The organism is Clostridium pascui, assembly GCF_016908015.1.
GTDB classification, from domain to species: Bacteria; Bacillota; Clostridia; order Clostridiales; family Clostridiaceae; genus Clostridium_AK; species Clostridium_AK pascui.
The window spans coordinates 189,130-204,299 of the sequence record NZ_JAFBDB010000002.1 but is presented as its reverse complement, the minus strand read 5'-3'; the positions used below and the strand labels follow the sequence as shown (position 1 = coordinate 204,299).

The following is a 15,170-nucleotide window of genomic DNA, read 5'->3' as shown; positions in this document are numbered from 1 at the left end:
TAATTTAGCAACTTATTCTGCTTCTCTTAATCTTTCAACAATGCTTTGTTTATTTACACTTATATATGAAATAAAGGGCACAAATACTGATATAAAAATTAAAATTGGTGCTGTAATTAAAATAGGAAATATTACAAACTTGTAGTTATAAAACCATAAACTACTTCCTATGGACTGAACAATACTTAGTGATACTAAGCTGCCTAAAATTACTGAAACAACTATTGTGGCTAGTGCATAAAAAAGCCCCTCCAATATTAGCATTTTGTTAAGTTGTTTATTTGTCATACCTATACTTTGCAGCATAGCAAATTCTCTTCGTCTCGAGATAATACTCGTTAACATGGCATTTATAAAGTTAAGTATCCCAATTATCCCAATAATAAAGCTAAGTGTACCACCTACTATTAAAAACATGTTTTGTAAGTCCTTAAATTCATCTACAAACTTTTGCTTTGATTCATAATCCATTTGAGGTTCAATTTTTCTTGTATAATCTTGTAAGAAACCTTCTGTCTGTTCTATATACTCATCTTTCACGTTAAACACATAGGTCATTGTTAAAGGATTCTTTATTTCACTTATAAATTTATCCGATGGCAGATACATTATGCAATTGTTATCCATAAAAGAGTATCTTACAGACATAGTATATTTATTCTCTGCCTTTGCCATAACCTCATATTCTTTTGTAATATTATTATCAAGAGTTATAGTAACCTTATCTCCTATATTAAATTTGCTTGTTTCATATTTTATCTTACCATTATCATCAGATCCTACACCCTCAATAATATAGTTTCCTGTTTTAAATTTTTCTAAATCAAAATTTCCTTCAAATATATTAAGCTGTGATATTGGGAAGTCATCTAATCCATATAGTTGCACCGTTGCTTCTTTATCATCAATCCTTGTTCTAGTATTTCCTAAATTATAATAAATTCTTCCATTAGCTTCTATGCCTTGAAGCCTAGAGATTTTATTAATCATCTCCTCTGATATGACATCATCCTCAGATTCAAAAGTCTTAGTTACATTAAAGTAGTTTGCATTACCTGCTATAAAATCGGTTATTACAAACTTTTGTAAAAACTTATTCATATCAAAACCATTAGTAAGCGTGAATGTAGAATTGAGAAGAATTAAACTTAGGGATATTGAAATGATTACCACAGCAGTTTTTCCCTTATTTCTTAAGATATAAAAAAAAGCCATACTGTGTACTTTTCCACCATTTAAGGAATTTTTATGTGTTTTACCTTCATTATTAGCATCAATATACTTTGTGGCTTCCACAGGAGAAACCGTTGATGCAATTTTACCAGGCCTCCTGCAGCTAATAAATACAGTAATAAGTGAAAAAAAGGCAGCACCAATAAAAATAAGAGGACTATATGACTTATAGCTTTCTTTAAAGTTGGAGGTATTCATAATAGTTATCAAGAGCATATTCCCAATTGCATAACCACCGCCAAGTCCAATTGGTATTCCTATAATAGATAACATTAATGCCTGCTTTTTAATAAACTTTTTAATTTGCTTTGGAGTCATTCCAATGGTTTTTAATAAGCCATAGAAACGTACATCTCTTATTACAGATATTTGAAATATATTGTAAATAATTAAATATCCTGTGAAAACAATCAAAAGAGTAGCACCTAAAATTGCGGTTACAGTTGGAATATCGATTTGAAAATTTGTGGACATATATGACCAGTTTACTCCCGTTGCTATAAAGTTTGGTGAATTTTGATCACTACTATACCCACTACTTTTAAGCACTGTTTCCATGTTTTCTTTTATATTAAAACTATTCTTAAACATCACATCTGCAAAGATAAGCCCTGTCTTACTGTCATTGGAAATCTCTACATTTTTCAGTTTTTTGTCTATAAACTCATTTGATACAAACACCATATCCCCGCCAGACGCCTTGTCACTTTGCCAAAATCCAGATAAAACAAATTCTGTAGACATCTTCTCTTGTCCAATGTAATATTGGATTGTAATCTTTTCTCCTATTTCATGTGGTACCCCTAATAAATCTAAGACAGTTGTACTCGTTGCTGCTTCGTTTTCTCTTTGGGGCATTTTTCCTTTCGTGGGATAAGAAAACCACATTTTCGCTTGGTTATCAGTAGCATATCTAACTTCAGTATGATGCTTTATAAATTCTTTATTTTCTCCCATACTTACCATAATTGAATAACCTAATTCTTTTATAAGTGAATTATCTTTTATATTGTCAAATTCTTCTCTTGTTAACTCTTTAAATGTTCCATGAGCATACCCCCCTGCTTGTCTCATGGACTGCTGCTCCATTGAATTTGCCATACCCATGCCTATGGTAAATAAAGCTGTAAATAAAATTGTTGTTAGCGCTATTGCAGTAATTACAAAAATATTCCTTAATTTATTTCCCTTTATGCTTTTTCTTGTTAGTTTATTTATTATAGCTTTATTATTATTCTCAAATTTCATATACATGTACCTCCGACTATCTTACCATCTTCAATACGAATTATCCTGTCCGCTAACTGAGCAATTTCTTCATTGTGAGTTATCATAACTATGGTTTGATTAAATTTCCTACTTGTCATTTTTAAAAGTCCAATAACTTCCATACCTGTTTTACTGTCAAGATTCCCTGTAGGTTCATCTGCAAGTATGATTGCTGGCTTAGTTGCTAATGCCCTTGCTATTGCTACACGCTGCTGTTGTCCTCCTGAAAGATTATTGGGCATGTTCCTTAGCTTGCTCTCAAGCCCTAAAGTATTTATAATCTCTTCCAGGAAACCCCTATCAATCATCCCACCATCGAGTTCTATTGGTAAAGTAATATTTTCATATACATTCAATATGGGCACAAGATTATAGTTTTGAAACACAAATCCAATATTTCTGCGTCGAAATACAGTAAGCTGTTCATCATTCATTGAAAATATATTTTTACTACTTACCTCTACACTTCCACTTGTTGCTCTATCAAGTCCACCAAGCATGTGCAAAAGTGTACTTTTGCCGCTTCCAGATGTTCCAACAACGGATATAAATTCTCCTTCATTTATTTCAACACTTACATCATCAAGTGCTTTAACTATATTGGGCTCTTTTCCATAATATTTTTTTAATTGTTCTGTTTTTAATATACTCATAATAAATCATCTCCAAAAAAATTAGATTGCAGCTTTATCCGATGGCAACCATCCGTAATACTCCCATCTTCTTAGGTGGGAGATATTAGAACTCTTTGACTTCAGTCAGTTAGAGTTCTTATGCTGTGCATAACGGCTGATACGCCCCTGGATAAGTTCTTCTAAGACTCAGCTGGAGATAAGTATTCTTTATAAGCAAACTCCACCTGAGTCTAAGAATCACTTGATGCCACAATCTAAATTATAAATTACACTTCTTACAATCTCATGACAATACTACAGTAATCTTTGTTCCAACTGCTAAAGTACTTTCTACATTTATTGTTCCGCCATGAACTTCAATTATTTGCTTAGCTATATTCATTCCAAGTCCTGAACCTTTATGGCTTTCCCCTGTACTTGTTCCCCTATAATATCTTTCAAAGAGATTGTCTAGATCTTCCTTTGAAATGCCCCTCCCATTATCCTCTATTTCAACATAAATTTTGTCTCTTTTATCTATATTAATAATAATCCTGGCATTTTCATCATTGTGAACTATAGCATTGTAAATAAGGTTTGTAAAAGCCCTTTGCAGCAGAGATTTATCAAAAGAAAAAATAATCTGTTCCTTGTTTGAGTTAAACTGTATTTCTCTTTTTTGATATTGTGGGTTATTTAACACATCAATAGTAATATCCCTCAACAATTCTACAAGGTCCTTATCTTTACTATTTATTGGTATCAATCCTCTTTTCAAAACTTGAGTTAGCTTTAGATCCTCCAGTAACTTCTCCATATATTGAGCTTTTTCTTGAATTATATGAGAATATTTTTTTATTTCCCCCGCTGTTAAAGCATATTCTTCGTCAGCTATCAGCTCTCCATACCCCTTAATAGAAGCCAGAGGAGTTTTTAGATCATGGGACAAGTTCTGAATCCACTCTTCTCTCATTTTTTCTATGTTGCCGCGTTCAACCTCATTAGTTTTTAGTATACTGGATAAATTGTTAAAACTACTATAAACTTCTTTATATAAGCCTTTTTCAGCGTACTTTTTATCATATTCACCCTTTGATAATTGTCCTATACCTTTAATGATATGTATAATTGGATTAGCAATATTCCTGCCAAAAATATACCCAGTAACTATAAATACCATGATTGGAACTATTAACAGACAAATCAATGCTTTAAATATATTAGTTTTTATTTTTTCTGGTGAAAATTCAAAAATATATTTAGCAACTTTATTCATTGGAAAACCTATAATATAGCTCCATCTATAATTATTTATTTTAGCTGTTCCGGAATAAATTGTATAATCTTTTATAGCTCCAGAATAAATATTGTAATAGACCATTTGGCTCGGAGCATAATGGCTTAAAGCTTCCTTGGGTTTCCTCAAATTATAGACTTCGTATCCTTCCTCATCTAAAATCTGAATCCAAGCACTTCGAATATGGAGTTCCCTAATTCCAGCTTCAGTTACTATAGGCTTACCATCCTTTTGCACAATATACTGCTGAAAATTCAAAGAAAAATTTTTTACATAACTCCATTTCTCATCACCATTTTGACTTTCAACCAAAAATTTATACTGCACAAACATGCTGATATTCAAAATAATAATTACAGACAATACAATTATTAATAAAAACCGCAGTAAAATTTTTCGTTTCATTTTACTTATCCCCTATAATGAGCTTATACCCTAAGCCTTTTACCGTAATAATATACTTAGGGTTAGCTGAATCATCCTCTATTTTTTGACGAAGATGTCTAATATGAACCATTAAAGTATTATCGTAACCTTGAAAATCGTCTCCCCATACTTGCTGAAATATTTTATTTTTGCTTAAAATTTGATTAGGATTTTTGGCTAAATACAATAAAAGACTATACTCCTTAGCTGTTAAAGTTACAGATATTCCTGACTTTTTAACTTCCCCCTTTTCTTCATGGATTTCAATATCCCCAAAACTTATTATACTTTTTCCCTTAATTTGATTCTCTATAGCCATGTACTCATTTCTTCTAAAATGAGCTTTAACACGAAAGGCTACTTCTTTTGGACTAAAAGGCTTAGTAATGTAATCATCCCCACCAATTCCTAATCCTAAAAGCTTATCTACATCCTCAGTCCTAGCTGATAAAAAAATGATAGGCACTAAGGTAATTTGCCTTAATCTTCTACATACTTCAAAACCATCAATATCTGGCATCATAATGTCTAAAATTATAATATCAGGTTTCACTTCTCTGCATATTTCAATAGCTTCATGACCACAAACAGCTTTATAAATTTTTTCGAAGCTTTCTTTTAAAAGAACAGTCTCTAATAAATTTAATATATCAACTTCGTCGTCTACTAATAGTATTTTCTTATCACCCATACTTGTCATGTACATATCCATCAAAGATCTCACCTCCTACTACTGCCCATTATACAATAACTGTGAGCAACTTTGTTATGGTTTTTAAGGAATTTACATATTTAAGCAACATCTTTCTTTTTAAACCTAACATATCCAAAACTAAATACTATAATCAGAAATATAAAACTAATCTTATATACTATATTCCCCTTACTAAAAGTATCCATATCTCCTCCTAAACCTGCCATAATAGGATAAGTCCAAGGGTAAAACATCCAAAACTTGGAGTTAGCCACTATCATAGCTGGTATACTTAACCCGATGCCAACTCCCAAGGGAAGAGCCATATGTGAAAACCTAATGCTTAAAACATAAAGAATAGCCATAATAGGCAGAGATGATACATAGACAGCCATAGGTTGTATAAGAATCATATTATAGGGCATATGTCCCTGGATTCCAATAACTTTTCCTGCTATTATCATACTTACAATCAACACTGCTATGTTTATAAAAACAAGTCCACAGCCAATAATAAACTTTATTCCATATATCTTTTCTTTTTTTACTGGTAAACTTAAATAATGTTTCCAACTCCCATTAGCATTTTCTATTCTAGCCATTAAAGTCATGACTATACTTACTAAGACTGGGAGAAGAACTCCTACATAAAAGATCATGCTTTGACTATAGAGCTGCTTCCAAACATCTTGCCCCTTTCCTGTAAACAAATTATAGTATCTAATTAAATTTAGAGCTCCTTGAACTACCATAAATATAGGTGCTAAAATAACAATACTAAGTATTTTAGAATTCTTTAATTTTAAAATTTCTATCTCAAATATATCCTTCATACGATTCACCCCTAACATATTTCTTTTTTGTTAAAGAAAAAAGTTCCTATTATCAAAAAAACTATTCCAAAGCTAAGACCATATTGCAGAGTAATTGTATTATCTATAGTAGAATCTGGAAGAGAATAGATTATATGTGCATAGGGAATTAGTTTAGACATGATCTTTGACTGTGCAAAAAACATGGAAGATGCTACCCCTACAGCTCCTATAGTTAGAGAAATATTGGTATTACTTATCTCAGCACTTATAAAACATTGAAGACTTATCAAGCTAGTAACAGCCGCCATCTGATAAAGTTCATATTTTAAAATTAGCGTTAAATCCACAGCTTCGCGAAATCCTAATATTTTACCTACAATTACTAAAAGAATCCCATTAAAAAATATCATTATAATACTCAATATATATACTAAAAACCATTTTGATAAGTATACTTTGTTTCTTGAAACTGGAAGTGCCAATGTGTTTTTCCAACTATTAGATTTATATTCTATATAATTCACCATGGACGCAAAAATCGTAACCACTAAGGAAAAAAGCAAGAACCATATAAAGTGATGTTGTAATAATAACATATTCCAAGGGCTTGCACCTTTATTAGCTTCTAGACTCATAAGGTAATCATATCGAATAAAAAGGTTAATAAATGTAAGTCCTGCTGCTAGCACAGGTGTTAAAATAGCTATAGCCCAGGTAAAGCTTTTTCTTTGTTTTAAAAATTCCCCTTTTAATAGTTGACAAAATTCCCTCATTATTCTATGCCCCCTGTTAATTCTAAGAATATTTCTTCCAAGTTTTTTTCACATTCACTTAAATGAGAAACTCCATACCCAGATAATACCAATGTCTTATTTAATTCTTCTATGTCTATGTTTCTCCTAGGAATATAAAGTGTTCCTTCCCTATTATTTGCAGAAATGCCTTTTCCCCTCAAGAAATTTTCTACTTCTTTAAGCGGCTTTGCTTTAATGGCAATTTCCCTATTTCCCTTTGTCTTTAGTTCTTCTAAAGTTCCTTGAAATAATAAACTTCCTTTCCGTATAATTCCTACATGGTCTGCTATCAATTCAATTTCACTTAAAATATGGCTACTAATTAATACAGTAACTCCCATAGTTTCCGGCAAGCTGATTATTAAATTTCTAATTTCTCTTACTCCTGCAGGATCAAGTCCATTCGTAGGCTCGTCCAGTATTAGAAGTTCTCTATCTCCTATTAACGCTTGAGCAATGCCCAATCTCTGTTTCATACCAAGGGAAAAGTTTTTAACTCTTTTATTTCTCCACTTAGATAAATTCACTATTTCTAAAGCTTTATCAATTTCCTTTTTATCTACTTGTAGAATTTTTCTTGTTATCTCTAGATTCTCATAGGCTGTTAAATTTTCATAATATGAAGGTGACTCTACCATTGCTCCTACCTTTCTTAATATATCCATGCGATGGTTTCTTATATCCTTATTAAAAATATGCACTGTACCCTTCGTAGGTTTCATTAAATCTAAAAGCATACGTATAGTAGTTGATTTCCCAGCCCCATTGGGACCTAAAAAACCATATAAAGCACCTTTAGGTACTTTTAAACTTACATCCTTTACTGCTGTAAACTTATTAAATTCTTTTGTTAAGTTATTTGTTTCAATAATGAATTCACTCATCCTTAATACCCCCTAAAGTTAATTACTTCTAACTACTTATAATTATATAAGCCCCAAATTAACTCTAAATTTAGGTATCCTTAATTTCACCTTAATTTTTCTACCGTTCCTGCCTTATGTTTTGTGAAATTGCAAACCTGCAAAACTTTGAAGGTACTCAGGTTTTTTATAGAAAAGAAGGCTGTCTCAAAATAATAGTATAATTATTTTGAAACAGCCCTTACTTAATAATTAAAGCTTAATAATTAAAATTTAATTGTTAAGACAAAATTAATCTTCTATAGTTTTTATACTAGGATTAAGCTTACAAATAACAGCTAAAATAGCTATCATTATCCCTGATATCAAAAACCATCTAGCAATACCCAACTTCTCTGCTCCAGGTCCTGCAATTAATAACCCTAAAGGTGTAGCAAACAGCATCATACTATTAACAACACCCATAACTCTTCCTAATACACTAGGGTCAACTTTGCTTTGAAGTAATGCCATGTATGCTCCAGAAAATAAAGGGGCACTTAATCCCATAATCGCTGATAATATCACAAAAGTTATAAAACCTGAACTCGGTAGGCATCCAGATATTACTAGGGCCACCCCCATAAGTAATATTGATATGCTAATTATAAAATCCTTTTTAAGCTTATCGCCTATTGCTCCAAGTACTATAGACCCTAGAAACATTCCCAGAGCAAAAGCTACCTCCACAGCACTTGCCTCAAAAGCTCCTCCTTGAAAATGTCCCCTAACCATTAATGGAAATAGAGAGCCTACAGGAATATATATAATCATATAAATAGATGAAATAACAGTAAGAATGAATAATCCTTTATAACCTCTTAGTGTCTTAACTCCATGTAATACCTCTTTTAACATACCAATGTTTTCACTATCTTCAATACTTTTTTTAGGATTAGGTATGCTAACTACTAAAAGTGTAATAGTTGCTATAACTGCTCCCAATATATCTATCATCATTACATACTCAATTGAAAACACACCAAGCATAAGCGCTGCAAGTGCTGGTCCTAATGCGTACGATGCTGATTGTATAAGCTGAGTAACTCCTGAAGCTGAAGTCAATCTCTCTTCAGGAACAATCATAGGAATAGACGCCTGCATTGCTGGCATGTGAAAAGCGCTGCCAAGAGATCTAACAGTAAGAATTAAATATATTACCCATACTGATGGTTCTCCAATAAAAAAGAACATAATCAGTACTGAAGTAGCTGCTGCAATAGTAAGGTCTGCCGCTATCATTACTGCTTTTCTACTGTGTCTATCTACTAGCGCTCCAATAAAAGGCCCAAGTATTGCGTGTGGTAGAAAACCAGCAATAGATGCCGCAGATAATACCACAGCTGAATTAGTTTTAACAGTTAACCACCATATAATAGCAAACTGTACCATTGAACTTCCAAGCAATGAAAATGCCTGTCCCGCTGAAATAGTATAAAATATCCTTTTCCAATTGTTATTAACTTTATTATTCATAATCATTCTCCTTCGATTTGCTATTTTTAATTTCAAATAGCACGGATTATGACTATTCTACTTTCTCATTTAAAAACTCTTATTCTTATTTGGAAAGACAACGCCATAAACCGCGCCTTATCCTCTTAATCTTATATGGAAAATACCACCGTTAATAGTCATGTAAAAACACCTCCTATCTTTTGTGAATTCTAATTTTTCTTCATACCAATTATTATGGCTAAATCTACAGTTATAGAAGATATATTTTTTTGAAATATATAATTTAAACTTTCAGTACTTTTTCCCCAGATTAATGGTGTCATTTTAATGAAATGTGGTAAAAGTTCTTCATCCACAGCAAATTTATAGTTGATATTTTTAATATCCACTATATCTAACCTCTGACTAAAATAATCGATTACTTTATTATTAGAATAGCTGATAGCTTCCTTTATCACTAAATTACGTTTTTATTTATTGCCCTCACATGCTTTAAATATTGATCCAACTCTATCATTTAAATCAAAATACCCAGAATCCATTAATATAGTTGGTTTAACTTTTAAAGCGTTTGGTCTCCCGTCTTCTAAACACTCTTCGCTCGCATATGCAGCAACAATCTCACCAATAAACATTGTAAAATCAAACATAGGAATAGTCTGTATCACCTTACAAAGATAATTTACAGGACATTCCTTTATCAATGGTGCATTTCCTGCTTCATCATAAAATGATTCAAATACCTTTGATTTATCTACTTTATTGCCAGAAACAGTGCCGCAATAGTCAGTTTTTTTAATCTCGTCCGATGATGGAATGTTTACGCTGAAAAATCCATTTTCTATAACTCCCTTTGTAGTACAGTGGGTATTCTTTAGTGAAATGTAAAGCACAGGCTTTTGACTTACAACTCCATATGCACCAATGGTAGCATAGTTTGGCTTCCCATTAACAGTAGCTCCTGCTAAAACGGCAATGTATGGTCCAAAAGGAATATTTGATATCTTCTGTTTTACCATCTTTATTCTCCTATCTAATTATATTTTTGTTGCAACAATAAAAATTATAGGATAAATAAAAATAAATTTATAGACTTTTTCTTTCCTATGGGATATCATATAGATAGAGTGCGCCCCTTAGAAGGTGTACTCATTTTTAGTTATATATATCCGAGAATTCTATATTAATTTTTTCAATACAATTTTCATCTATCTGAGCATCACATGCACTTTCAACATAGATTTCACTTTCAACTAATTTATACGGAATATCTATAATAAATTCTGTTCCCAGATTTTCTTTACTTTTTACGGATATTTTTCCGCCATGCAGCTCAACTAATGATTTAACAAGCGAGAGCCCTATTCCACTCCCTTCATGATTCCTTGTAAGGGACTTATCAACTTGTACAAACCGTTCAAATATTGAATTAAGTTTATTATCCGGTATACCTCTTCCACTATCTTTTACTCTTATACATATACTGCTTATATTATCCTCCATTTTAACAAATATATTGCCATTATAAGGAGTAAACTTCACTGCATTTGATAATAAATTTAACATAATTCTTTCTATCTTCTCTGGATCAAATGCAATAATTTTTTCCTCAACATCAGTATCGAATGTAATAGAAATACCTTTATTTTCAATATAATCAGCTACAGATAATGTGATATTTTCAATTAAGTTTACAATATCATGATTGCTTTCATTTACGCTAAAATAATTATTATCAATTTTTGTTATATCAATTAAATTATTAATTAATCTTAAAAGTCGATAACAATTTTGCTTCATCATCTTTATATATTTAAATTTGTCCATAAAAATATTATCGCTTGAATAGTTTTTTAACATAAGTTCTTCCATCTGCAAAGCTGAAAATATAACATTTATTGGAGTCCTTAGTTCATGAGAAATATTGGTAAAAAACTCTGTTTTAATTCTATCAGCCTCTCTTGCTTCATTTAACCTTCTTCTTTCCTCTTGGATACTTTTTTGCAACTCTTCTTTTTTACTTCTTTCAGTGATGTCCCTGCTTACCCCTATAAGTCCCAAGATGTTGCCTTCAGAATCATAGTAAGGTGTTTTTATTGTATCTACTAAAACACGTTTATCATTAGGATACTTAATCCATTCTTCTCTTCTGAGATGCTTTCCTTGCTGCATCGTTCTTAAATCCATTTCTCTAAAATGTTTTGCTTGTTCCTTATCCATAATTTCAAAATCAGTTTGTCCGACAATATCTTTTTCCTCAATTCCTATAAAATCTTCAAAAGCTTTATTGCAGCCTAAATATGTACTATTAACGTCTTTATAGAAAATCAGGTCTGGAATTAAATTAACAAGAGAAGTTAAAAAAGCTTCTTTTTGTTGAAATTGTTCATAAAGTTTTTTATATCTTTCTTCGCTTTTCTTAAGCTCACTAATATCGCGAATGGTACCTGCTAATTTCTCCGGCATACCGTACTCATCAAAATATACTTTTCCTTTTGCTACTACCCATCTTTCAGTTTCATCAATTTGATGTACTATCTTATGCTCCTTGTTGAAGTTTTTACCATTCATAATTACTTCATTGGCATATGTCTCAGCATCTGCTCTCTGACTTGGGTGAATAATATTTAGCCAACCTTTAAAATCCTTAGAATAACTATCATTTATTCCAACTAATTCGTCAAATATCTCTGAACTAGTCCACATATCATTTTTTATGTCATAGATAAATATTCCAAGTTGTTCAACTCTCTGTAATTCATTTATCAAAAAATCATTTTTTAAGTCCATAATTAACATCCCATTCCCCACAAAACTATTTAAATAAAATAAATTTTCAATTAGCCAATTTAACATTTATATACATTATATACCTAATTTTGCTATTTTTCTATACTATATATTATATTTCATGATTTTAATCAGTTTAAATCTAGATACTAAATCCTGCAGCTCTACTCTTATCATTCCCCAAGTATCTCCACATATCCTTCAGTCCCATTTACCCTAATTCTCTGGCCGTCTTTTATAAGCTTTGTGGCATTTTCAACGCCTACTACTCCTGGAAGACCGTATTCTCGTGTAATAACTGCCCCGTGAGTAGTAAATCCTCCCACTTCAGTAACTAATCCTTTTATGGTGACGAACAATGGAGTCCAACTTGGATCTGTAAACTGAGTCACAAGAATATCGCCATCTTCCAGCTTAGCTTCACCTACTGATAAAACTACTCTAGCACGACCTTCCACTATGCCAGTAGAAACAGGGATACCTGAAATTGCTCCTTTAGGTACATTTCCTGTTGAGAAGCTAAATGGCGGAACAAATCCCTCGGAAGTAAATACACGTGGAGGAGTAAGCTTTTCATAACGCGCATAATTCTGTTTTCTTTCTACTATAATCGAATAGTCCAACTTATTTGTCCTTACCACATTACGAAGTTCATCCAAATACAAATAGAATATATCCTCAACACTTTTGATAATTCCCTTTTCTACAAGCTTGCGTGCTTCTTCCATAAGTGCCTTCTTATAAACCTGATAGCGTCGAACAATATAATATTTAGGATCTTCACGGCATCCTATGAAGTTGCGAAGTAAGCTAATGCTTTTTTTAATCTTTTTCGCCTTCTTACTACCTCCTGGCAAATTCTTTAAACGGAGGATGATCTCCTCTTCCTTATTTTTTGCTTCCTGTCTTCCCGCCTGGAATTTGATTCTATGCTCACCTGGCCTTAGAACACTAATATTATTAAGAAGCATAGGAATAAGCTGTGTAGGTTTTTCTTCGAAACGCTCTCTAGTAATATCTATCTCTCCGGGGCATCGCATTCCGTATTTATTTAAAAACAGTCTAAATGCTTTGCTTGTCTCTTCGCCTCCGGTTAGCTTTTCCATCTCTTCAAAAAACTTCTCATCACTAGGATTCTGTGAAATATATTGTAGAACTTTTGGGTGTTTACGGATAATATCCGCTATATCACATAAAGCTACCCCCATCTCAGTAGTAACATTATGATCTAGAGATTTGGTAAGTGTATCAGCTGCACTCTTATCTCCTAACAATTTCCCAACTTTCTTATTGAGAGAGTCGTTAACCAATATGGCTGCAATTATAGCACCCAGCATTTTGGGATTATATGCCACCTTTAATAGTTTCTCACGATCCTTACCTATAAATTGAAAGACCTGATCTCCTGAAAGCTTGGAGAGTTGTTGCTCCATATCCCTAATCTCTTTCTCAAATTCATTTTTTAATTCTTTAATAATCGAAGGGTCATTTTTTATACTTATTTTTATTGTCTCGATAATAGAACCTAAGGTAAAAATGCCACCTTTTACATTTCTTTTACCCTTTGGAAGAGATGCCATAAACTTCTTATCTTCTATAAGATTTTTTATAGCACTCTGTATTAGTGGATCCTGCTTACCGCTTGCCATCACTAAACGGCTGCGCCCTATGGTCGAGGCTAGGTCATGAGTAATATCTGTGTAAACTCTACCTCCTATCTTCTCCATTGAGACTTCAGAAATCATTTCAAAGAAGGACATACCCAATGGCTTAATAGCGTCCGTCATCATTTGCGTATGCCCAATTGACATATATACACGAGGTTTCTTGGAGCCTATTACCTTTGGAAGCGGAAACAATGTGGTAATAGAACGACTTTGAACAATATAAAACTCGTTATCTACAAGACACCATTCTATATCTTGAGGAGATCCGAAATAGGATTCGATTTTCTTTCCTATAGCAGCAAGCTTTTGTATCTTCTCATTTTCCAGTACCTGTTTTTGCTGTCTGCCATTTTCAATTCTTATTTCTTTAGTGCCTCCATTTTGGTCAGTCCTGATTTCCATCTCCTTTGTTCCTATATTTTTCTTAGTAATCTTACCATTTACAACCTTATAAATATCTGGGTTCACCAATCCAGATACTAATGCCTCACCAAGTCCAAATCCTGCATCAATGGTAAGTGTCTTTCTATCAGAGGTCATTGGGTCCGCTGTAAACATAATCCCTGAGGCTTCTGACATAATCATCTTTTGTACAACTACAGATAATAATACTTTTCTGTGATCAAAACCATTTTGTATACGATACGTCACTGCTCGATCAGTAAAAAGTGACGCCCAGCATTTAATTATATGTTGTATAACCTCATCCTTCCCCCTGATATTTAAGTATGTGTCCTGCTGTCCGGCAAATGATGCATGGGGAAGGTCTTCTGCTGTAGCGCTTGAACGTATAGCATAGGCTTCATTACTGCCGTATTTTGATAATTCCCTAGTTATTTCATTTTCAATATCAGCTCCCATTCTTAGGTTTTCAATAACTAAACGTATTTTCTTACTAATTTCTGAAATTTTGTCCCTGTCATCAGATTTTAATTCTCTTAACTTATCAATTAGCACTTTCAGATCCGCATTATTGTCAATGAATTTTTTGTAGGCTTCGGTTGTTATGCAAAAGCCATCTGGCACTGATATCCCATCAATTTTTGACAGTTGTCCAAGGTTTAGACCTTTTCCTCCGACAATCATGAGTTTTGTTTTATCTATTTCATTAAAAGTCAAAATATATGGTTTCATAGCATCCTCCATAATTCTTATAATATTTTAATATCCAAGTTCTCCTATGCTCCACTCCTGTTAAAAAGAGCAGGAAA

12 protein-coding genes are annotated in these 15,170 nt (G+C 32.5%); all 12 read right to left on the bottom strand.

The features are described 5' to 3' along the window. Positions 1 to 12: 12 nt before the first annotated feature. On the bottom strand, positions 13 to 2,481 hold the full coding sequence (locus tag JOC70_RS06085; protein ID WP_204597996.1) for an ABC transporter permease: 2,469 nt from the start codon (positions 2,479 to 2,481) through the stop codon (positions 13 to 15). Continuing rightward, entirely contained in the window at positions 2,478 to 3,155 is a 678-nt protein-coding gene (locus JOC70_RS06080) for an ABC transporter ATP-binding protein (protein ID WP_204597995.1), read from the bottom strand. The genes JOC70_RS06085 and JOC70_RS06080 overlap by 4 nt, the downstream gene beginning before the upstream one ends. A gap of 265 nt (positions 3,156 to 3,420) precedes the next feature. Then, a complete protein-coding gene (locus JOC70_RS06075; protein ID WP_204597994.1) occupies positions 3,421 to 4,818 on the bottom strand; it encodes a HAMP domain-containing sensor histidine kinase in 1,398 nt (465 codons plus the stop codon). A 1-nt stretch (position 4,819) separates the two neighbouring features. Beyond that, complete coding sequence (locus JOC70_RS06070) at positions 4,820 to 5,551, bottom strand: response regulator transcription factor (RefSeq protein WP_341534870.1); 732 nt, start codon at positions 5,549 to 5,551, stop codon at positions 4,820 to 4,822. A gap of 80 nt (positions 5,552 to 5,631) precedes the next feature. After that, positions 5,632 to 6,366: an ABC transporter permease gene (locus JOC70_RS06065; protein WP_204597993.1), complete on the bottom strand. Its 735-nt coding sequence runs from the start codon at positions 6,364 to 6,366 to the stop codon at positions 5,632 to 5,634. Between the two features lie 11 nt (positions 6,367 to 6,377). Then, positions 6,378 to 7,121, bottom strand: coding sequence for an ABC transporter permease (locus JOC70_RS06060; protein ID WP_204597992.1), 744 nt, complete (start codon positions 7,119 to 7,121; stop codon positions 6,378 to 6,380). After that, positions 7,121 to 8,026: an ABC transporter ATP-binding protein gene (locus JOC70_RS06055; RefSeq protein ID WP_204597991.1), complete on the bottom strand. Its 906-nt coding sequence runs from the start codon at positions 8,024 to 8,026 to the stop codon at positions 7,121 to 7,123. Before JOC70_RS06055 ends, JOC70_RS06060 begins: the two co-directional genes overlap by 1 nt. Before the next feature lie 270 nt (positions 8,027 to 8,296). Further along, positions 8,297 to 9,520 carry an MFS transporter gene (locus JOC70_RS06050; RefSeq protein ID WP_243429059.1) on the bottom strand — a complete coding sequence of 408 codons (1,224 nt, stop codon included), beginning with the start codon at positions 9,518 to 9,520 and terminating at the stop codon, positions 8,297 to 8,299. Between the two features lie 191 nt (positions 9,521 to 9,711). Further along, positions 9,712 to 9,891 (bottom strand): hypothetical protein, encoded by a 180-nt coding sequence (locus JOC70_RS06045; RefSeq protein ID WP_243429058.1) that lies wholly within the window; start codon positions 9,889 to 9,891, stop codon positions 9,712 to 9,714. An 81-nt stretch (positions 9,892 to 9,972) separates the two neighbouring features. Further along, positions 9,973 to 10,521, bottom strand: a complete 549-nt coding sequence (locus JOC70_RS06040) for a flavin reductase family protein (protein WP_204597989.1) — start codon at positions 10,519 to 10,521, stop codon at positions 9,973 to 9,975. Between the two features lie 136 nt (positions 10,522 to 10,657). After that, complete coding sequence (locus JOC70_RS06035; protein ID WP_204597988.1) at positions 10,658 to 12,292, bottom strand: sensor histidine kinase; 1,635 nt, start codon at positions 12,290 to 12,292, stop codon at positions 10,658 to 10,660. Positions 12,293 to 12,465: 173 nt separating this feature from the next. After that, on the bottom strand, positions 12,466 to 15,093 hold the full coding sequence (gene ppsA, locus JOC70_RS06030; RefSeq protein WP_204597987.1) for a phosphoenolpyruvate synthase: 2,628 nt from the start codon (positions 15,091 to 15,093) through the stop codon (positions 12,466 to 12,468). Positions 15,094 to 15,170 lie beyond the last annotated feature (77 nt).